Annotated in this window: 18 protein-coding genes; 13 read left to right on the forward strand and 5 right to left on the reverse strand. The window is 70.7% G+C overall.

Going from position 1 to position 19,633, the window contains the following annotated elements:
- Positions 1–60: 60 nt before the first annotated feature.
- From ACTMTI_RS03005 to ACTMTI_RS03015, 3 genes are read right to left on the reverse strand one after another with little or no spacing between them, the layout of a single operon-like run.
- Complete coding sequence (locus tag ACTMTI_RS03005; protein ID WP_441118023.1) at positions 61–1,434, reverse strand: ABC transporter substrate-binding protein; 1,374 nt, start codon at positions 1,432–1,434, stop codon at positions 61–63.
- A 37-nt stretch (positions 1,435–1,471) separates the two neighbouring features.
- Positions 1,472–2,392: a carbohydrate ABC transporter permease gene (locus ACTMTI_RS03010; protein WP_441118024.1), complete on the reverse strand. Its 921-nt coding sequence runs from the start codon at positions 2,390–2,392 to the stop codon at positions 1,472–1,474.
- On the reverse strand, positions 2,389–3,291 hold the full coding sequence (locus ACTMTI_RS03015; protein WP_441118025.1) for a carbohydrate ABC transporter permease: 903 nt from the start codon (positions 3,289–3,291) through the stop codon (positions 2,389–2,391). Before ACTMTI_RS03015 ends, ACTMTI_RS03010 begins: the two co-directional genes overlap by 4 nt.
- A 359-nt stretch (positions 3,292–3,650) precedes the next feature.
- Between ACTMTI_RS03015 and ACTMTI_RS03020 the strand changes: the two genes are divergently transcribed.
- Both ACTMTI_RS03020 and ACTMTI_RS03025 read left to right on the forward strand, forming a co-directional pair.
- Positions 3,651–4,694 (forward strand): LacI family DNA-binding transcriptional regulator, encoded by a 1,044-nt coding sequence (locus tag ACTMTI_RS03020; RefSeq protein ID WP_441118026.1) that lies wholly within the window; start codon positions 3,651–3,653, stop codon positions 4,692–4,694.
- 43 nt (positions 4,695–4,737) lie between these two features.
- Positions 4,738–6,894, forward strand: coding sequence for a beta-galactosidase (locus ACTMTI_RS03025; protein ID WP_441118027.1), 2,157 nt, complete (start codon positions 4,738–4,740; stop codon positions 6,892–6,894).
- 156 nt (positions 6,895–7,050) lie between these two features.
- Here ACTMTI_RS03025 and ACTMTI_RS03030 read toward each other — a convergent pair whose 3' ends face one another.
- On the reverse strand, positions 7,051–7,893 hold the full coding sequence (locus ACTMTI_RS03030; protein WP_441118028.1) for a PaaX family transcriptional regulator: 843 nt from the start codon (positions 7,891–7,893) through the stop codon (positions 7,051–7,053).
- Positions 7,894–8,073: 180 nt separating this feature from the next.
- Between ACTMTI_RS03030 and ACTMTI_RS03035 the strand changes: the two genes are divergently transcribed.
- Genes ACTMTI_RS03035 through ACTMTI_RS03055 form a run of 5 tightly spaced genes read left to right on the forward strand, consistent with a single transcriptional unit; the run spans position 8,074 to position 13,235 of the window.
- Positions 8,074–8,979 carry an SDR family oxidoreductase gene (locus tag ACTMTI_RS03035; RefSeq protein WP_441118029.1) on the forward strand — a complete coding sequence of 302 codons (906 nt, stop codon included), beginning with the start codon at positions 8,074–8,076 and terminating at the stop codon, positions 8,977–8,979.
- Positions 8,980–9,016: 37 nt separating this feature from the next.
- Positions 9,017–9,886, forward strand: coding sequence for an amidohydrolase family protein (locus tag ACTMTI_RS03040; RefSeq protein ID WP_441118030.1), 870 nt, complete (start codon positions 9,017–9,019; stop codon positions 9,884–9,886).
- A 5-nt stretch (positions 9,887–9,891) separates the two neighbouring features.
- Positions 9,892–10,350, forward strand: coding sequence for a MaoC family dehydratase (locus ACTMTI_RS03045; protein ID WP_441118031.1), 459 nt, complete (start codon positions 9,892–9,894; stop codon positions 10,348–10,350).
- A gap of 28 nt (positions 10,351–10,378) precedes the next feature.
- On the forward strand, positions 10,379–11,710 hold the full coding sequence (locus tag ACTMTI_RS03050; protein ID WP_441118032.1) for an MFS transporter: 1,332 nt from the start codon (positions 10,379–10,381) through the stop codon (positions 11,708–11,710).
- A gap of 16 nt (positions 11,711–11,726) precedes the next feature.
- The gene (locus ACTMTI_RS03055) at positions 11,727–13,235 is read left to right on the forward strand and encodes an acyl-CoA synthetase (protein WP_441118033.1); all 1,509 of its coding nucleotides are present in this window, start codon (positions 11,727–11,729) and stop codon (positions 13,233–13,235) included.
- Between the two features lie 24 nt (positions 13,236–13,259).
- On the opposite strand, the gene ACTMTI_RS03060 is transcribed toward ACTMTI_RS03055, so the two are convergent.
- Complete coding sequence (locus tag ACTMTI_RS03060) at positions 13,260–13,736, reverse strand: MarR family winged helix-turn-helix transcriptional regulator (RefSeq protein ID WP_441118034.1); 477 nt, start codon at positions 13,734–13,736, stop codon at positions 13,260–13,262.
- Between the two features lie 159 nt (positions 13,737–13,895).
- Here ACTMTI_RS03060 and ACTMTI_RS03065 point away from each other — a divergent pair, with 159 nt between their 5' ends.
- The 6 genes from ACTMTI_RS03065 (at position 13,896) to ACTMTI_RS03090 (ending at position 19,575) form a co-directional block, all read left to right on the forward strand.
- Positions 13,896–15,374: an aldehyde dehydrogenase family protein gene (locus tag ACTMTI_RS03065; protein WP_441118035.1), complete on the forward strand. Its 1,479-nt coding sequence runs from the start codon at positions 13,896–13,898 to the stop codon at positions 15,372–15,374.
- Positions 15,375–15,384: 10 nt separating this feature from the next.
- On the forward strand, positions 15,385–16,488 hold the full coding sequence (locus ACTMTI_RS03070) for an NAD(P)-dependent alcohol dehydrogenase (protein ID WP_441118036.1): 1,104 nt from the start codon (positions 15,385–15,387) through the stop codon (positions 16,486–16,488).
- Positions 16,489–16,583: 95 nt separating this feature from the next.
- Positions 16,584–17,636: a Rieske 2Fe-2S domain-containing protein gene (locus ACTMTI_RS03075; RefSeq protein ID WP_441118037.1), complete on the forward strand. Its 1,053-nt coding sequence runs from the start codon at positions 16,584–16,586 to the stop codon at positions 17,634–17,636.
- Complete coding sequence (locus ACTMTI_RS03080) at positions 17,633–17,857, forward strand: hypothetical protein (RefSeq protein WP_441118038.1); 225 nt, start codon at positions 17,633–17,635, stop codon at positions 17,855–17,857. The genes ACTMTI_RS03075 and ACTMTI_RS03080 overlap by 4 nt, the downstream gene beginning before the upstream one ends.
- Complete coding sequence (locus ACTMTI_RS03085) at positions 17,854–18,798, forward strand: PDR/VanB family oxidoreductase (protein WP_441118039.1); 945 nt, start codon at positions 17,854–17,856, stop codon at positions 18,796–18,798. The genes ACTMTI_RS03080 and ACTMTI_RS03085 overlap by 4 nt, the downstream gene beginning before the upstream one ends.
- 15 nt (positions 18,799–18,813) lie before the next feature.
- The gene (locus ACTMTI_RS03090) at positions 18,814–19,575 is read left to right on the forward strand and encodes an IclR family transcriptional regulator (protein ID WP_441118040.1); all 762 of its coding nucleotides are present in this window, start codon (positions 18,814–18,816) and stop codon (positions 19,573–19,575) included.
- The last annotated feature ends 58 nt before the right edge of the window (positions 19,576–19,633 follow it).

Genomic DNA, 19,633 nt, shown 5'->3' on the forward strand with positions numbered 1-19,633 from the left:
CCCCGCACGCAAAGCGGCGGCCCGGCGGGGAGTGTCTCCCGCCGGGCCGCCGGTCCGAGGTCAGCTGTTGCTGAGCGTGAAGCCCTGCTCGGTGCCGAAGGCGGTGATGCGGTCCTGCCAGGTCTTCAGCGCGGCGGCCAGGTCACCGCCGCCGTCGATGGCCTGGCCGACGGTGTCCTTGAAGATGCTGTTGGCGTACACCTGGAACGGCAGGTACTGCCAGCCGGGCTGGACGGCGGCCGAGGCGTCGCCCAGGACCTGGTTGATCTTCTGCCCGTCGAAGAAGTCCACCGACGCGTCGCGGAACGCCGGGTCGTCGAGCAGCGCCTTGGTGGCGGGGAAGAGCCCGGCCTCCTCGTTCAGCGACTTGACGGCCTCCGGGTCGGAGTTCAGCCACTCGGCGAACGCCACGGCGGCCGGGATGTTCTTGCTCTGCGGGATGACCGCCACCGAGGAGCCGCCGTTCTCGGCGTTCATCGGCTTGGCCGCGTCGTACTGCGGCATCGGGGCGACCGCCCACTTGCCCTTCGTCTTGGGAATGGAGTTCATGATGCCGTTCGGGGCCCAGGCACCGGTCAGCCAGACCGCGTACTTGCCGGCGCCCATGCCCTTCCACCACTCGTCCGTCCAGCCGGGCTGCGGGTCGACGAGCTTCTCGCTGAGCAGGGTGTTGAAGGTGCCGACCCACTGCTTGACGCCGGGGTCGGTGTCGAGCGTGACGCTGACGTTGCTCTCGCCCGAGGTCTTGAACGGCGCGCCGCCCGCCTGCCAGATCATGCTGTCCACGCCGCCGGCGTCACCGGGGTCGATGGAGGTGATGAAGTTGTCCGGGTTGTCGGCCTTGATCTTCTTGGCCGCCTCGGTGAACTCCGCCCAGGTCTTCGGCGGCTGGAGCTTGAGCTTGTCGAAGATGTCCTTGCGGTAGAACATCGCCATGGGGCCGGTGTCCTGAGGGATGCCGTAGACGCCGCCGTTGATCGCCACCTGGCCCCACGCCGAGGCGGCGAACTTGTCCTTCAACCCGGCGGCGCCGTAGTCGGCCAGGTTGACGACCTGCTTGGAGAGCGCGAACTGCGGCAGCGCGAAGTATTCGATCTGCGCCACGTCGGGTGCGCCGGAGCCGGCCTTGATCGCGGTCTGCAGCTTGGTGTACTGGTCGGCGGACTGCCCTGCGTTCACCACGTTGATCTTGATGTTCGGATATTTCGCCTGGAAGCGGGCGACGGTCTTCTCGATCCCCGTGACCCACGTCCAGAACGTCAGCTCGGCCGGCTTGGACAGCGCGTCCTGCACGGCCGCCGACTGGCTCGGGGCGGCGGACGGGGCGGCGGTGGAGCCCCCTCCTGAGCCGCCGCCGCACGCGGCGAGCGCCAGCGACAGGGCCGTGGCGACCCCGGCGGTCATGACACCGCGTCGCGATGGAAGTGTTTTCATGGCGTTTCCTCATTCACGGGGGAATTCACGGGGAGGGTTACTGCTTGACGCTTCCGGTGGCGAGGCCCGACTGCCAGAACCGCTGGAGCACCAGGAAGGCGATGATCAAAGGCACGATCGACAGCAGGCTGCCGGTCAGGATGAGGGTGTACGTGGCGTCACCGGCGCCGGAGGTGCCGCTGTTGGCCTGGCTGTTCCACTGGCTGAGCCCGACGGTGAGCGGGAACCAGTCCGGCGTGTTCAGCACGATCAGCGGCAGGAAATAGTTGTTCCAGGTCGCGACCAGCGAGAAGAGGAGGACCGTGACGAAGCCGGGGGCGAGCAGCCGCAGCGCGATGGTGCGGAAGATCCTGAACTCGCCGGCCCCGTCGATGCGGGCCGACTCCAGGATCGAGTCGGGCACCGCGTCGGCCGCGTAGACCCGCATGAGGTAGAGGCCGAACGGGCTGCACAGTGCCGGGATGAGCACCGCCCACGGGGTGTCGACGATCCCGGCCTGGCTGAACAGCAGGTACGTCGGCACCGCGAGGGCCGTCCCCGGGATGGAGATCCCGCCGAGCACCATCGCGAACAGCAGCTTGCGGCCCGGGAAGTCGTACTTCGCCAGGGCATACCCGCCGAGGGTGGCCAGCAGGGCGGCCCCGCCCGCGCCCACCACGGAGTAGAGCACGGTGTTGCCGAACCAGCGCACGAAGATGCCGTTGTTGTAGCTCAGCGTGTCGCCGATGTTGGCGAACAGGTTGAAGTCCCCGCCGAACCAGAGCCCGAAGGTCGAGAACAGGTCCCCGCTGGTCTTGCTGGCGTTGGCCAGCAGCCAGAACAGCGGCAGGATCGCGTACGCGAACATCACCACCATGATCGCGGTGAGGGTGAGGCTCTTGCCCCGGCGCTTGGCGCTGGGAGATCGGTGCGCGGCCCGCCGGCGTGTGGCGGGGCTCGTCTCGGCTACGGCCGTCACAGCGTCTTCTCCCTTCTCGCCGTGATGATCTGCACCACGTACGCCACCACGACGGTGACCAGGCCGAGCACCACGGCCACGGCGGCCGAGTAGTTGATCTGCTGACCGTTGAACGCGAGGTTGTAGGCGTACATGTTGGGCGTGTAACCCGTCGAGATCACCGCGGGTGCGAGTTTCTGGAGGATGTTCGGCTCGTTGAAGAGCTGGAAGCTGCCGATGATCGAGAAGATCGTCGCCACGAGCAGCGCGGGGCGCAGGGCGGGCAGCTTGATGCTCCAGGCGATGCGGATGGCCCCCGCCCCGTCCATCTCGGCGGCCTCGTAGAGCTCCTCCGGTATGGCCCGCAGCGCGGCGTACAAGATGATCATGTTGTAGCCGACGAACTCCCAGGTCACCATGTTGCCGATGGAGGTGAGCATCCAGGAGCGCGACAGCAGGTCGGGCGCGGTGACGCCGAGGGCGTCGCCGATCTGGCCCACCAGGCCGAACTGGTCGCCGTACATGTAGCCCCACATGAGGGCCGCCACCACGGCCGGCACGGCGTACGGCATGAAGATCGAGATGCGGAACAGCGACGGCCAGCGCAGCCTGCCGCTGTCGATCGCGAGCGCGCATCCCAGGGCGATGAGCAACATGATCGGCACCTGCACGACCAGGAAGAGCGCGACGCGCAGCAGGCCGGCGCCGAACAGCGCGTCGCCGATGGCGCGGGTGTAGTTGGCCAGCCCGGCGAAGACCGTGCCGCCGATCATGCGTTCCTGGAAGAAGCTCAGGTAGATCGCGTACGCCAGCGGCGCGACCACCGTCACCAGGAAGACCACGAAGAACGGCAGGAAGAAGGCGTAGCCGGTGACGCGCAGGCGGAGGAACGGCCGGGCGAGGCCGGCGGGCGCGGTCATCCCGTGCTCCTGCGTGGCGATGTTCGCGCTGCCACGAAGACTGGCACTGCACTCTCCTTGTCGGGGCATCGGCGGCCGATGAACCGCGCTACTACCTGCGTCACCGTGCCATGGTCGGCGCGGACGTCGCGTTGATCGTGTGTTTACGCAAACATGCTTAAGACGCCTCGTAGTCTTGACTCACGGCCAGATCATGTCAATAGGTAACCCAAAGTTAACCTGAATGCCGGTTTTATCACTGTTTGTCGCATGGTGCCTGGTGATGGCGGGCGCCATTGACGGATGGGCTATGTTCACGTAAACATCGTGCGAGAGTTGGCACGGACAACGAGCCCATCGGACGACGACCAGAGGTGACAGTGGACGGGGCGACCCAGGAAACCGCCGCGGGGCGGCGCTCGCGCAGGCGGCCGTCCATGGCCGACGTCGCCGCGATGGCCGGGGTCTCCAGCCAGACGGTCTCCCGGGTCGCCAACAACCGCAGCAATGTGGAAGAAGAGACCCGCCAGCGCGTGCTGTCGGCCATGCGCATGCTCGGATACCGGCCCAACACCGCCGCCCGCGCCCTGGTCACCGGCCAGTTCCGCACCCTGGGCCTGATCAGCTTCGGGCTCGGCAACTTCGGCAACGCCCGCACCGTCGACTCCATCACGAGGGTGGCGCAGCGCGCCGGCTACACCGTCAACATGATCGCCATCGAGTCGCAGACCGAGCGGGCCGTGCACGAGGCGTTCGACCAGCTCACGATGCAGGCGGTCGACGGCATCGTGCTCATCGAGGCGCAGATCCTGGACACTCCGGCGCTGCGCCTGCCGCCGGGCGTGCCGGTCGTGATGGCCGACGGCGACGTCAGCCACCGCCATCCCATGGTCGACACCGACCAGGCCCTCGGCGCCCGGCTCGTCACCCGCCACCTGCTCGCCCTCGGCCACGAGACGGTCTGGCACGTCGCCGGGCCCGAGGACTCCTATGCCGCCCAGCGCAGGGCGGAGTCGTGGCACTCGACGCTCAAGGAGGCGGGCGCCACGGTGCCCCAGGTGCTGTTCGGCGACTGGAGCGCGGCAAGCGGATACGCGGCCGGCCGCGTCCTGGCGCAGCGGCCCGGCGTGACGGCGATCTTCGCCGCCAACGACCAGATGGCCCTCGGCGTGATGCGCGCGTTCATCCAGGCGGGACACCGCATCCCCGAGGACGTCAGCATCGCCGGGTTCGACGACCTCGACGAGTCGGCCTACCTCTCCCCGCCGCTCACCACCGTCCGCCAGGACTTCGACGTGGTGGCCGAGCGGATCGTGTCGCTCATGATCGGCACGATCGAGGGCGGCGCGGCCCCTTCCGTCACCGCTTTCGTCGCCCCGGAGCTGATCGTCAGGGAGAGCACCGCCGCGCCGCCATCAGGCTGATCCCGTCGTTTCACCCGGTTCCACCGATCCGACCAGCTCCACCATGTCTGCAACGCGGAAGGGAGGAGCGGCCACCTCGCCTGCCGAGGCCGCCGCGCCGACAATGAACGCCGTACCTCGCGATGTCACGCCGGTCTCCGGGACTGCCGGCGACCCGTCCCCGGGCGACCGGTTCTGGCGCCGGCTCGGCGGCGTGGCCTTCGGCGGCGACTACAACCCCGAGCAGTGGCCGGCCGAGATCAGGGCGGAGGACCTGCGCCTCATGGCCGAGGCCCGGGTCAATCTCGTCACCGTCGGGGTGTTCGCCTGGGCCCGCGTGGAGCCCGCGCGCGGCGCGTACGACTTCTCCTTCTTCGACCAGGTCCTGGACGACCTGCACGGGCACGGCATCACCGCCGATCTCGCCACCATGACGGCCTCGCCGCCGCCGTGGCTCGTCCACGAGCACCCGGAGATCCTGCCGGTCACCGCGGACGGGACCGTGCTCGGCCCCGGCGGGCGGCAGCACTACTGCCCGTCCAGCCCGGTCTACAGGGAACGCGCCGCGCTGCTGGTCGAGCGGCTGGCCACGCACTACCGCGGCCACCCGGCCCTCGGACTCTGGCACGTCGGCAACGAGTACGGCTGCCACATCGCCGCCTGCTACTGCGAGGTGTCGGCGGACGACTTCCGCCGCTGGCTGCGCGAACGGTACGGCGGCGACATCGAGGCGCTGAACGACGCCTGGTCGACGGACTTCTGGTCGCAGCGTTACGCCTCCTTCGACCACATCCGCCCGCCGCGCGTGGCTCCGACGTACCCCAATCCGGCCCAGCAGCTCGACTACATGCGCTTCAGCAACGAGGCGCTGCGCGGCTGCTTCGAGCTGGAGGCGGACATCCTGCGGCGGATCACCCCCGAGGTGCCGATCACCACGAACTTCCTGGGCGGGCTGAAGGCCGTGGACGTCTTCGACTGGGCGCCGCGGCTGGACGTGGTGGCGGTCGACTCCTACCCCGACCCCCACGACGAGCAGCCGCACCTCGCCCCGGGGCTGCTGTACGACACGGTGCGCGGCGCCGGTGGCGGGGACCCGTGGATTCTGATGGAGCAGGCGCCGAGCGCGGTGAACTGGCGGGCCAGGAACGCGATCAAGCAGCCCGGCCAGATGCGGCTGTGGAGCTGGCAGGCGGTCGCGCACGGCGCCGACGCGATCCTGTACTTCCAGTGGCGGCAGTCCCGCGGCGGCGCCGAGAAGTTCCACTCGGGCATGGTGCCGCACACGGGAGCCGACAGCCGGATCCACCGCGAGATCGCGGCGCTCGGGCGGGAGCTGGCCTCGGTGCCCGACCTGGTCGGGACGCGGATCCGCAACCAGGTGGCGATCCTGCTCGACTGGAACAACTGGTGGGCGCTCGAGCTCGACTCCCACCCCTCGGACGGCGTACGCCACCAGGACCGCCTGCTCGACCACTACGGCCCCCTGTTCGACCTCGGCGCCGGTGTGGACGTGGTGCCGCCTTCGGCTGATCTGACCGGATACGCGCTCGTCGTCGTGCCGAACCTGTACCTGCTGTCGAGCGCGGACGCGGAGCGCGTCTCGGCGTACGTCGCCGGCGGCGGCGCGCTGGTCGTCTCCTTCTTCAGCGGGATCGTGGACGAGCACGACCGGGTCCACCTGGGCGGATATCCCGCGCCGCTGCGTGAGGTCCTCGGGGTGCGGGTCGAGGAGTTCTGCCCGGCGGCCGAGCACGAGACGTTCCCCGTACGGGGCTGCGGGGCGCTCTCGCACCTCGAAGGGGTCGCCGACCTGTGGCGCGAGGACCTGCGGCCGGCCGGCGCCGAGCCCGAGCTGGCGTTCGACGCCGCTGATTGGGCCGGTCGCCCGGCCGTGACCAGGCACCAGTTCGGCGAGGGAGTGGCCCGCTACCTCTCGACCCGCCTCGACGCGGCGACCATGCGGGCGGTGCTCGGCCGGGCGCTCGCCGAAGCGGGGGTGACCCCGGTCGTCGAGGGGCTGCCCTCCGGGGTCCAGGCGAGCGTCCGCACCGGACCCGGACGCCGCTTCCTGATCCTGCTGAACCACACCGGCGACAAGCACGACATCGCCCTCGGGGGCGAGTGGACCGACGCGCTCGACCCGTCAGGCGCGGCCGCCGGCATCGTCACCCTGCCGCCCTCGGGCGTCGCAGTGTTGCGCGCCGCCGAGCAGGCGGGCTAAACGCCACCGCCACCGGCGCGTCCCCATGCTTACCCGGGGCGCGCCCGGTTCGGCAGCCCTACGTCACGGCAGGCAGGGGCGGCGGCGCCGGCACGGCAGGCGAGGGCGGCGGCACCGGCACGGGCGGCGCGCGGCGCGGAGCCGATCAGGCGAGGGCTAGGGACGTAGCGGCAGCTCGTCGAGGATCGCCCGGGCGAGCGTCGCGGCGCTGGGGTCGTATCGGCCGGCCAGCGCGTGGAACAGCTTCTCGGCGCGGATCGCCGGCCAGTCGGCGGGCAGGTGCTCGGCCGGGAGGCGCGGGTCCTGGCGGACGAGCTGGAGCCAGTCGGTGTGCAGGAGCAACTGCCTGGCCAGGTCGTCGACGGCGGCCGGGAGCGGGTCCGGGGTGTCCCAGCGGTCGAGGAAGGCCCGGTAGCGTTCGGCGATCTGGTCGGTGTCGAACGCCTTGTGGACCAGGTCGGCCGACTCGGTCGGCTTGAGCGCCCGCGCCTGGAGCACGGTGATGTTGTCGCCCAGCCCGAGCGGGGCGAGCATGGTTTCGACGTCCTTGGTGCCCGGCGCGATCCACAACCCGCCCTGCAGCAGTCCGAACCCGGCCCAGATGAGCTGGGAGCGCAGGTCGTGGCGGGTGCTGCGCTCGCTGCCCGGCAGGGAGAAGCCGACGAGCGTCCAGGTGCCGTCCCAGTCGCGGTTGACCGCGCCGGTCTCCCAGACATGCCGGCGCCCGTCGTCGAGCACCTCGGTGGCGTGCGGGGTGAGCCCGAAGTAGACCTTCTTGCCCTGCCGGTGCCTGGCCAGCAGGTTGCGCTTGGCCATGCGGGTGAGCGTGGAGCGCACCGCCTCCTCCGAGACGCCCAGCCGGGCGAAGACGTCGATGACGCTGCCCGAGTAGACCGCCGTGTCGCGTCCCAGCACGTAGATGCCGAGAAAGCTGAACATCAGGGACTGTGGGCGCGCCGCCGGCACCTGCGGCTGGTCCTGCCCATCCTGGCGCTTCACAGCACAGAGCGTAGAGGGAGCAGAGACGCAGGGCAAACTCTTGACGTAGGTCGAAAAAATGCCCAACGTAGAGGATATCGTCTTTGTGAGGCCGATGTTGGGCAGAACTTTGACCTGGGTCACAAATGTGCCTTACATTGACGACGTCGATGGAGTCTGTGGCGTTTTGGGGTGGAATAGATGGATTTGTCGGGCAAGGTGGCCGTGGTCACCGGGGCCGGTCGCGGTCTCGGCCGGGCGTACGCCGAGGCTCTGGCCGCCGCCGGTGCGGCGGTCGTCGTCAACGACGTGGACCCTGAAGTGGCCGCCCAGGTCGCCTCCGCGATCGCGGACGGGGGCGGCAAGGCCGTGGCCGCCCCTGGCGCGGTCGGCGGGAGCGAGGTCGCCCAGCGGCTGGTGGACACCGCGGTCAAGGAGTTCGGCCGGCTCGACGTGCTGGTCACCAACGCCGGCATCCTGCGCGACCGGGTGCTGTGGAAGATGTCCGACGAGGAGTTCGACGCGGTCGTCGAGGTCCACCTGCGCGGCACGTTCACGTGCGCCCGCGCCGCCGCCGTACGCATGCGCGAGCAGGGTGAGGGCGGCCGCCTGATCCTCATCTCCTCGCCGGCCGGCCAGCGCGGCAACTTCGGCCAGACGAACTACGCCGCCGCCAAGGCCGGCATCGTGGCGATGGCCCGCACCTGGGCGCTGGAGCTGGCCCGGTCGAACATCACGGTGAACGCCGTCGTGCCGGTCGCGGCCACCGAGATGACCAAGACCATTCCCGCCTTCGCGCCGACCCTGGAGGAGGCCGAGCGCACCGGCGGCCCGCTGCCGGAGTGGCTGCGCAAGGACGAGGGCCTCGGCACGGTCGAGGACGTGGCCGGGCTCATCGTCTACCTGGCGTCCGACTCCTCCGCCGCGGTGACCGGGCAGGCCGTCGGCATCGGCGGCGACAAGCTGGCCCTCTGGTCGCACCCGGCCGAGAAGGCCGTCGCGTACGCCGACGGCGGCTGGAGCGCCGACGCCATCGCCGCCTCCTGGGACTCCACGGTGGGCGCCGAGCCGGAGACGTACGGCATCCCCGCCCCCAAGGGAGCCTGACATGGACCCAGGGATGGACCCAGGGATGGACCCAGGGATGGACACTGACGGGCTGGTCGCGATCGACGTCCACACCCACGCCGAGGTCTCCAAAGACGGCCACGGCTCGCTCAGCCCGGCGCTGTTCGGCGCCTCGGAGGAGTATTTCGGCTCGCACGAGCGGCCGACCATCGCCCAGATGGCCGCCTACTACCGGGAGCGGAGCATGGCGGCGGTGGTGTTCACCGTGGACGCCGAGCACGCCACCGGCCATCCCCGTATCTCCAACGAGGAGATCGCCGAGAGCTGCGCCGAACACCCCGATGTGCTCATCCCGTTCGCCAGCATCGACCCGTGGAAGGGCCGGGCGGGCGCGCGGGAGGCACGCAGGCTGGTGGAGGAGCACGGTGTGCGCGGGTTCAAGTTCCACCCGAGCATCCAGGGCTTCGATCCCAACGACGCGATGGCGTACCCGCTGTACGAGGTGATCGAGGAACTGGGCGCGGTCGCCCTGTTCCACACCGGCCAGACCGGCATCGGCGCGGGCGTACCCGGCGGGGGCGGCATCCGGCTGCGGCACTCCAACCCCATGCTGGTCGACGACGTGGCCGTGGACTTCCCCGAGTTGCGGATCGTGCTGGCCCACCCCTCGTTCCCGTGGCAGGACGAGGCGCTCGCGGTCGCCACGCACAAGCCGTACGTGTACATCGACCTGTCCGGCTGGTCGCCGAAATACTTCCCGCCGCAGCTCGTCCGGTACGCCAACACGCTGCTGAAGGACAAGGTGCTCTTCGGGTCCGACTATCCGGTGATCACCCCCGATCGCTGGCTGGCGGACTTCGCCAAGCTCGACATCAAGCCCGAGGTCCGGCCCAAGATCCTCAAAGACAACGCCGTACGCCTGCTCGGCCTGACCCCCAAGGAGTAGCTGTCATGACCACCACCGCGCACGGCCTGGACGAGCTGAAGGCGCTGGCCGGGCAGGACCTCGGTCACAGCGACTGGCTCGAGATCACCCAGGAGCGGGTGAACACCTTCGCCGACGCCACGAACGACCACCAGTGGATCCACGTGGATCCGGACAAGGCCAAGGACGGGCCGTTCGGCGGCACGATCGCGCACGGCTACCTGACCCTCTCCCTCCTCATCCCCCTGTTCAACGAGCTGCTGGACATCCAGGGCATGAAGATGAGCATCAACTACGGCCTGGAAAAGGTCCGCTTCCCCAGCCCCGTACGCGTCGGCGCCAAGATCCGCCTCGCCGCGAAGGTCGCCGAGGTCGAGGACGTCCCCGGCGACGGCGTCCAGATGCTGCTCGACTTCACCGTGGAGATCGACGGCGCGGCCAAGCCCGCGTGCGTCGCCCGTGCCGTCTACCGGCACTACGCCTGACCCTCCTGATGTGAGGAGCCCCCCGCTCATGTCGAACCCCGTCCAGCTGCGCCGCGCGGTCGCCTCCAGCTTCCTCGGCAGCGTCATCGAGTACTACGACTTCCTCCTGTACGCCACGGCCTCCGCCGTCGTGTTCGGCAAGGTCTTCTTCTCCAACCTCGACCCCCTGGCCGCCACGGTGGCCAGCCTGGGCACGTTCGCCACCGGCTATCTGGCCAGGCCGATCGGCGGCGTGGTCTTCGGCCACTTCGGCGACCGGCTGGGCCGCAAGCGGATGCTGGTGCTGACCATGGTCCTGATGGGTGTGGCCAGCTTCCTCATCGGGGTGCTGCCCACGTACGAGCAGGCCGGCGTGCTCGCGCCGATCGCGCTCGTGCTGCTCAGGCTCGTGCAGGGGGTCGCGGTCGGCGGCGAGTGGGGCGGTGCGGTGCTGATGTCCGCAGAGCACGCCACCGCCCGCCGCGGCCTTTGGGCGAGCTTCACCAACGCGGGGGCGCCGTTCGGCATGGTGCTGTCCACGGGCGCGCTGAGCGGCACCGCCGCCGTGCTGGGCAACGACGCCTTCCTGGCGTGGGGGTGGCGGATCCCGTTCCTGATCAGCATCGTGCTGCTCGCGATCGGCCTGTTCGTCAGGACACGGGTGGAGGAGACCCCGGTGTTCAGCGCCGCCGTCAAGGAGCCGGTGTCCCGGACCCCGCTGATGGACGTCCTGCGCGGCCACCCCAGGACACTCCTGCTCGGGATCGGCGTGGGGCTGGCCGCCTTCGTGGCGCAGGGCACGCTCACCACGTTCCTCATCGCGTACGGCGTGCAGGCCGGATTCGAGCGGCAGATCGTGCTGAACGGGCTGACGCTCTCCTCGGCGCTGGCCGTGCTCGGCATCCTCGGCTGGTCGGCACTGTCGGACCGGATCGGGCGGCGCCCGGTCGTCATCACCGGCGCGCTGATCATGGCGGTGTTCGCGTTCGCCCTGTTCCCGATGGTGGACAGCGGCAGCGCCGTGCTGCTCACCGTGGCGCTCGTGCTCGGCCAGTCGGTCATCCATCCGCTGATGTACGGTCCGCTGGCCGCCCTCTACACTGAGCTCTTCAGCACCCGCTCCCGCTACACCGGCGCGTCGCTCGGATATCAGCTCGCCGGGCTCGGCGCGGGGCTGGCCCCCGTGATCTTCGCCCAGATCCAGGCCGCCGGAGCTCGGAGCGGCGGCGGCGGAACCCTCGTGGTCTCCTCGGTCATCGCCGCCTGCTGCCTGCTGGCCGTGGCCTGCACGCTGGCGCTCAAGGAGACCAGTCGCGGTGACCTGGCCGCGGAGACGGCCCCCGGCGTCACCGGAGCCCCCAAGACAACCATCTCGTCCTGACAGGAGGGGCAACCCCATGCAGAACTCCGGGATAGGCGGCTGGCCTGCGCGGCGGGCCCAGCTGACGCCGGACCGCACGGCCTTCGTCTTCGACGACCGCTCGCTGACGTACTCCGAGGTCCACGAGAGGGTCACGAGGGTGGCGGCGCGGCTGCGGGACAGCGGCGTGCGAGCCGGGGACCGGGTCGCCTACCTCGGCCCGAACCACACCGCGTTCGCCGAGACCATGTTCGCCACGCACGTGCTCGGCGGGATCTTCGTCCCGCTGAACTTCCGGCTCGCGGCGCCCGAGATCGACTACATGCTGGGTCACTGCGGCGCGAAGATCCTGGTCTACGCGCCGCAGTGCGCCGGCGTGGTCCAGTCGCTCTCCGGCGCCTCGGCGCTGGACGAGATCGTGGCGCTCGAGGATTACGAGAGCTGGCTCGCGCAGGGCGACGCCACGGAGCTCGCACCCATCGACGTGCCGGTGGAGCGCGACGACATCGCTCTCATCCTGTACACCTCGGGCACCACCGGCCGTCCCAAGGGCGCCATGCTCAGCCACGCCAACCTGATGTGGAACACCTTCAACATGCTCATCGGGGTCGACGTGGCCGGCGACGAGACGACGCTGATCAGCGCCCCGCTGTTCCACGTCGCGGCGTTGAACCAGACGCTGCTGCCGACCTTCGCCAAGGGCGGCTGCTCGGTCATCATGCCGTCGTGGGACGTGGACGCCTGCTACGACCTCATCGAGAAGCACGGCGTCACGTGGATGTTCGGCGTCACCACGATGTTCGCCGCGTTCGCCCGCTCGCCGCGCTGGGACGGCGCGGACCTGTCCTCACTGCGCACGCTGATGTCCGGGGGAGCGGCGATCCCACCGGCTCTGATCCGCACCTACCAGGAGCGGGGGCTGGTGTTCTGCCAGGGGTACGGGCTCACCGAGACCTCCCCGGGGGCGACCTTCCTGGAAGCCGGCCAGAGCACCCGCAAGGTCGGCTCGGCGGGCGTGCCGGTCCTCTTCGCCAACGTCCGGGTCGTCCGGCCGGACCTCGCCGACGCCTCGCCCGGCGAGCCCGGCGAGGTCCTCATCCAGGGTCCGAACGTCACCCCCGGCTACTGGAACGATCCGGGGGCCACCGCCGCGGCCTTCGCCGAAGGCGGCTGGTTCCGCTCCGGCGACGTCGCCACCCTCGACGAGGAGGGCTACCTGTACATCGTGGACCGGGTCAAGGACATGTACATCTCCGGCGGTGAGAACGTCTATCCCGCGGAGGTGGAGGCGGCGATCTTCGAGCATCCGGCGGTGGCCGAGGCGGCGGTGATCGGCGTGCCGGACGCGACGTGGGGCGAGACCGGGCGTGCCTTCGTGGTCGCCCGCGCCGGGCATGCCGTCACGGGGGAGGAGCTTCGCGACTTCCTGCTCGCCCGCCTGGCGAAATACAAGGTCCCCCGCTACGTCACCTTCGTCGAGGACCTGCCGAAGACGGGCTCAGGCAAGATCCAGAAACTCAAACTCCGCGACCTGTCCCTGTCCTGACGAACGGCCGGCCTGCCGCTCGCATCAGTGCGGGGGCAGGTCGGACAGGGCCGTCCGGCAGCGGTTGAGGTAGGTCTCCAGGTCACGGCGCTGCGGCTGGGTGAGGCCGGAGAGCATCCGCGCCTCCAGCGCGTCCATCTCCTCGTCGTAGGCCGTGAGCAGCTCATGGCCCGCGTCGGTGAGGCTGATCAGCAGGGCGCGGCGGTTCGCCGGGTCGCGGCGGCGGGAGATCAGGCCCCGCCGCTCGAGCGAGGTGATCATGTCGGCCATGGACTGGGCGGTGACGAACGAGTTGCGGGCCAGCTGCGCGGAGCTGAGCCCGTCCCGGCGACGGAGCACGGTGAGCGCGGTGTACTGCAGCGCGGTGATGCCGGCCGGCTTGAGCAGCTCGTCCATCCGGGACCGCGCGGCCAGCTCGATCTGTTTCACGACGTACAGCAGCGACGGGCGCGGGCTCGTGGTGTCAGTGGGCCGGGCGCCGCTGGGCGCTGTGCGTGGCACGTGGTCTCCTTTGCATTCACAGTCAGGTTTCCTGATTGTGGCAGCCCTCTTGCATTCTGCGCTACGGGGGCGTAATTATCAGGAAACCTGTTGGTCGCAGTCGCGTGACCAGGATCAGTACGGTGCGGCAAGCGAACGCACCGAGAAGGCGAGCGGGCCATGACCGACTCCGAGGTAGGGAACGTCCCGGCCGTGGGCCGGCCGCACATCGAGCCGGGCAAGCTGTTCATCGACGGCCAGTGGTGCGAGGCGAACGCCAAGGGCAGAAGGGACGTCACCGACCCGTCAACCGGGAAAGTGATCACCACCGTCGCCGAGGCCGACGCCTCCGACGTGGACGCGGCGGTGGCGGCCGCGCGCAAGGCGTTCGGCGCGTGGGCGCAGACGTCCGGCCGCGAGCGGGCCCGCATCCTGCACCGCGTCGCCGACATCATCCGGCGGCGTGAGGACGAGATCGTCGCGGTGGAGAGCGTCGACGTCGGCAAGCCGGTGAGCCTGTGCCGCGCCGTCGACGTGGCCACGACCGCCGAGATCTACGAGTACTACTCGGGGCTCGCGCAGAGCATCCAGGGCGCGACCCGGCACATCCCGATCCCCTCACACGCCTACACCCGCCGCGAGCCGCTCGGCGTGGTCGGCGCGATCACGCCGTTCAACTTCCCGCTGATCCTCAGCAGCACGAAGATCGCCGCGGCGCTCGCCGCGGGCAACGCCGTGGTGCACAAGCCCGCCGAGGACACCCCGCTCAGCGCCCTGCTGATGGCGGAGATCCTGGCCGAGGCCGGGGTGCCGGACGGCGTGCTGAACGTGGTCACCGGCGGCGGCGCCGAAGTGGGCAAGGCGCTGCTGAGCCACCCCGGAATCGACAAGATCGCCTTCACCGGCTCGACCGCGGTCGGCCGGTACGCGGCCGCCACCGCGGGAGAGGCGCTCAAGCCCGTCACGATGGAGCTGGGCGGCAACGCCGCGCAGATCGTGTTCGAGGACGCCGACCTGGACAAGGCGATCGGCTCGGTCATCAAGGGCTTCGTCTTCAACACCGGCCAGTTCTGCATGGGCGGGCCGCGCCTGCTCGTCCACCGCTCGCTCTACGACACCGTCCTGGAGATCCTGGCGGGCGCCGTCGCCGGAGTGCCGGTCGGCGACCCCTTCGACCCGGCGACCGTCGTGGGCCCCATGGCCGCAGAGCGGCATCTCGCCAAGGTCGAGGAGTACGTCCGGCTCGCCACGGAAGAGGGCGGCCGGATCGTCACCGGAGGCGAGCGCCTGGACCTCGGCGGCGGCTACTTCTACAAGCCGACGGTCATCGCCGGCCTCGACGACGCTTCCCGCGTCGTGCAGGAGGAGATCTTCGGCCCGGTCCTGACGGTGCAGCCCTTCGACACCGAGGACGAGGCCGTGGCCATGGCCAACGGCACGCCGTACGGGCTGGCGGCAGGCCTGCAGACCACCGACCTGGCCCGCGCCCACCGCGTGGCCGCGCGGCTGGAGGCAGGCATCGTCTGGGTGAACGACTGGGCGATGCTCGACCCGGCGATCCCCTTCGGCGGTGTCAAGCAGTCCGGCTACGGGCGGGAGTACGGGCCCGAGGCGCTGGAGTCGTACACCAAGGTCAAGTCCGTCGTCATCGCCCTTTGAGAGGTAAGCCATGACCACCACATCAGCAGCCGTCGTCGAGTCCGCGGGCGCGGGCTTCCACCTGACCGAGGTCGAACTGGCCGATCCGCGCCCGGACGAGGTGCTGGTGCGGATGGTCGCCGCCGGCATCTGCCACACCGATCTGGGAGTCGCCGCCGGCGGCCTGCCGTTCCCGCTGCCCGGAGTCCTCGGCCACGAGGGTGCGGGCGTCGTGGAGGCGGTCGGCTCCGCGGTGACCCGGGTCGGTCCCGGCGACCAGGTGCTGCTCTCGTTCACCTCGTGCGGGAGGTGCGCCAACTGCCGGGACGGGCACCCCGCGTACTGCGCGGCGTGGCTGCCGCTGAACCTGCTCGGCGGCGCCCGCGCGGACGGCTCGCCCACCGTGACGAAGGACGGCGCGCCGATCGGCGGGCACTTCTTCGGCCAGTCCTCCTTCGCCAGGCACGCCCTCGTCGACGAGCGCAGCCTGGTCAAGGTGCCCGCCGACGCGCCGCTCGACCTGCTGGCGCCGCTCGGCTGCGGCGTGCAGACCGGCGCCGGGGCGGTATGGAATGTCCTGCGCCCCCGTCCCGGCGCCACCCTTCTCGTGACCGGGGCGGGCGCGGTCGGTCTGTCCGCGGTCATGGCCGCCCGGCTCACCCCGGCCACCCGCGTCATCGTGGTCGACCGGGTCCCCGCCCGGCTGGAGCTGGCCCGTGAGCTCGGCGCCACCCACACCGTCGACACCACCACGGCCGACCTCGCCGAGGCGATCGCCGAGATCACCGGCGGCCAGGGCGCCGACGGCGTGGTCGAGACGACGGGCAACCTGGCGGTCGCGGGCGCCGCCGTCGGCGTGCTCGCCGCCCGGGGCACCGCGGTGCTGGTCGGCGCCCCGCCCTTCGGCTCGGCCATCCCCGTGGACGTCAACTTCATGCTGCCGGGCCGCACGGTGGTGGGCCTGACGCTGGGCGACAGCGAGACCGAGTCGCTGATCCCGGTGCTCGCGGCGCTGGTGTCCGAGGGGCGGCTCCCGATCGACCGCCTGATCAGGCACTACAAGTTCGAGGACATCCAGGGCGCGGTCGGCGACATCGTCTCCGGCGCCACCATCAAGCCGGTGCTCCGCTTCTAGCATTCGCTTTCCGGCATCCGGGAAACGTCGTTCCGCCGCCCACGTGACCCAGGTCACCATCGTTGTCATCCCCGGACTATCGAAGGAGCCGACCGATGTCGACCATCCCCCAAGATCAGTGGTACGTCGCCGCGTACGGACGCGAGATCGGCCAGGAGCTGTTCAGCCGTACCGTCTGCGGTGAGTCGATCCTGTTCTGGCGGACCCGGGACGGCGGGGTCACGGCCATGTCGGACCGCTGCGTGCACCGCCGCTTCCCGCTCTCGCAGGCGCCGAGCCGCCTGGTCGGCGACCAGGTGGTGTGCGGCTACCACGGCTTCACCTACGGCGCCGACGGCGTCTGCGTGGCCGTCCCCGGCCAGAGCCGGGTGCCGCGCACCGCCCGGCTGAAGAGCTACCCGGTCGTCGAGCAGGACTCGTTCGTCTGGGTCTGGATCGGCGATCCGGCCAAGGCCGACGCGGCCCGCATCCCGCGGGCGCCCTGGCTGGAATCGCCGGACTACACCACGGTCTCCGGGATGGAGCCGCTGAAGGCGCGCTTCGGGCTGCTGGTGGACAACCTGCTCGACCTGTCGCACGAGACGTACCTGCACGGCGGCTACATCGGCACCCCGGAGGTGGCCTCCACCCCGATCACCACCGAGGTGGACGAGGAGGCCGGGATCGTCTACGTCAGCAGGCACATGGACGACGCCGAGTGCCCGCCGTTCTACGCCAAGTCCACCGGGCTGACCGGGCGGATCATGCGCTGGCAGGACATCGAGTACACCCCGCCATGCCTGTACAAGCTGCACTCGCGGATCGCGCCGCTCGGCGTGCTGCCGAACGCCGACGGCAGCGACCCGGACGCCTTCCACGTCGAGGTCGTCTACGCCATCACGCCCGAGACCGAGCACACCACGCACGACTTCTGGGCCGTGGCCCGCGACTTCGCCCTCGGCGACCAGGGCGTGTCGGACTTCCTCGCCGAGCAGAACCGCACCGTCGTGCTGCAGGACGTCGAGGCGCTCGACGTCCTGGAACAGGTGATCGCGACCGAGCCCGCGGGCTACCAGGAGCTGTCGATCAACATCGACACCGGCGGGCTGGCGGCCCGGCGGATGCTGGCCAAGCTGGCCGGGCAGAGCGCCATGGCGTCACGCTCATGATCGCCATGGAGCCCACGCACATGCTCGCCGGTCGCGAGGTGTTCCGGGTGGTGTGGCTGCCGGGCAGCGACCTGCTGCAGGGCACCTGCCACTGCGGCGCCACGCAGGTCGCCGAGGGTCCCATCGAAGTGTGGGAGTGGCTGCTCGCCCACCCGATCGGCCACACCCTCCAGGACGTGCCGGAGCCGGCGGTCCTGTCCGGCGCGGGAGCGGCACGATGACCGCGACCTCCGGAGCCGACCGCAAGCTCGTCGTCCACGCCCGCGAACAGGCCGCCGACGGGGTCGTCGCACTCGACCTGCGCGACCCGGACGGAGCCGAGCTGCCCGCCTGGACCCCCGGCGCGCACATCGACCTCGTCCTGGCCGGCGACCTCGTACGCCAGTACTCGCTGTGCGGCGACCCGGCCGACCGCGCCACCTGGCGCATCGCCGTCCTGCGGGAGCCGGACGGCCGGGGCGGCTCGGCGTACGTGCACGACGCGCTCCACCCGGGCACCGTGGTCCTGGCCCGCGGACCCCGCAACCACTTCCCCCTCCAGCCGGCGCCCCGCTACCTGTTCATCGCCGGCGGGATCGGGATCACGCCCATCCTCCCCATGGTCGCCGCGGCCGCCGGCGCGCAGTGGAAGCTGGTCTACGGCGGCCGTACGGCGGCGTCGATGGCCTTCGCCCGCGAGCTCCGAGCGGCCCACGGAGACCGGGTGATCCTGCGGCCGCAGGACGAACACGGCCTGCTCGACCTCGACGCTCTCCTGGCGGAGGAGCCGCCCGGCACTCTCGTCTACTGCTGCGGCCCCGCCCCGCTGCTGGACGCCGTCGAGCAGCGCTGCGCCGGGCGCCCGCTCCACATGGAGCGCTTCACCCCCAAGGACGCGGGCGACCCGGTACGGACCGAGTCCTTCGAGGTAGAGCTGGCGGCCACCGGCCTGACCTGCACCGTGCCGCCGGAGCGCTCGATCCTCGAGGTCGTGGAGGAGGCAGGCGTACAGATCCTGTCCTCGTGCCGCGAGGGCACCTGCGGCACCTGCGAGACCGCCGTGCTCGCGGGCACGGTGGACCACCGCGACTCGCTCCTCACCCCCGGCGAGAGAGCGGCGAACGACACCATGTTCATCTGCGTCTCCCGCGCCGCCTGTCCGAAGCTGGTCCTCGATCTCTGACCTCCAGGAGTCGCGATGCCGACGCAAGTGGCCGAGCGGACGGGGCCGGTCGTGGCCCGGGCGCTGCAGATCCTCGCGGCGTTCACCCCCGACCGGCGGGCGCTGACACTCAGCGAGCTGTCCCGGCACTCCGGGCTGCCCGTCTCCACCGCGCACCGGCTGGCGGCGGACCTGGTGGCCTGGGGTGCGCTGGAGCGGGATCCGGCCGGTTGCTACCACATCGGCCTGCGCCTGTGGGAAATCGGCTCGCTCGCCCCGCGTGGCCTCGGCCTGCGCGAGGCCGCGCTGCCGTTCCTGGAGGACCTGTCGCAGGTGACCAGGGAGAACGTGCAGCTGGCGGTGCGGGAAGGCACCGAGGTCGTGTTCGTCGAGCGGATCGCGGGCAGCAAGGCCGTTCCGGTGCTCACCCGGGTCGGCGGCCGCTTCGCGCTCACCGCCACCGGCGTCGGGCTCGTCCTGCTCGCCCACGCTCCCGCCGACGTGCGGGAACAGGTCCTGGCCGGGCCCATCAAGCGCTACACCGAACGTACGCTCGTCACTCCGCACCAGCTGCGCGCCGCGCTCGCCGACACCCGCGCCCGCGGTTACGCGATCAGCGACCGCCAGGTCACCATGGACGCCGTGTCGGTCGCGGCACCCATCCACGACGCCCGAGGCGACGTCGTCGCCGCGGTGTCCCTCGTCGTGCACCATGGCGGCGTCGCCCCCCACACGCTGGCGTCGCTGGTGCGCACCAGCGCCCGCGCCATCTCCCGCGCGCTGCCGGCGCCGTTGTAGCGCTGTCAGGCGGGCTGGTAGTCGCACATGTTCCGGTGCCCGGCCGCTGAACGAGCTC

This window comes from Nonomuraea sp. H19 (assembly GCF_052068215.1).
Lineage (GTDB): Bacteria > Actinomycetota > Actinomycetes > Streptosporangiales > Streptosporangiaceae > Nonomuraea.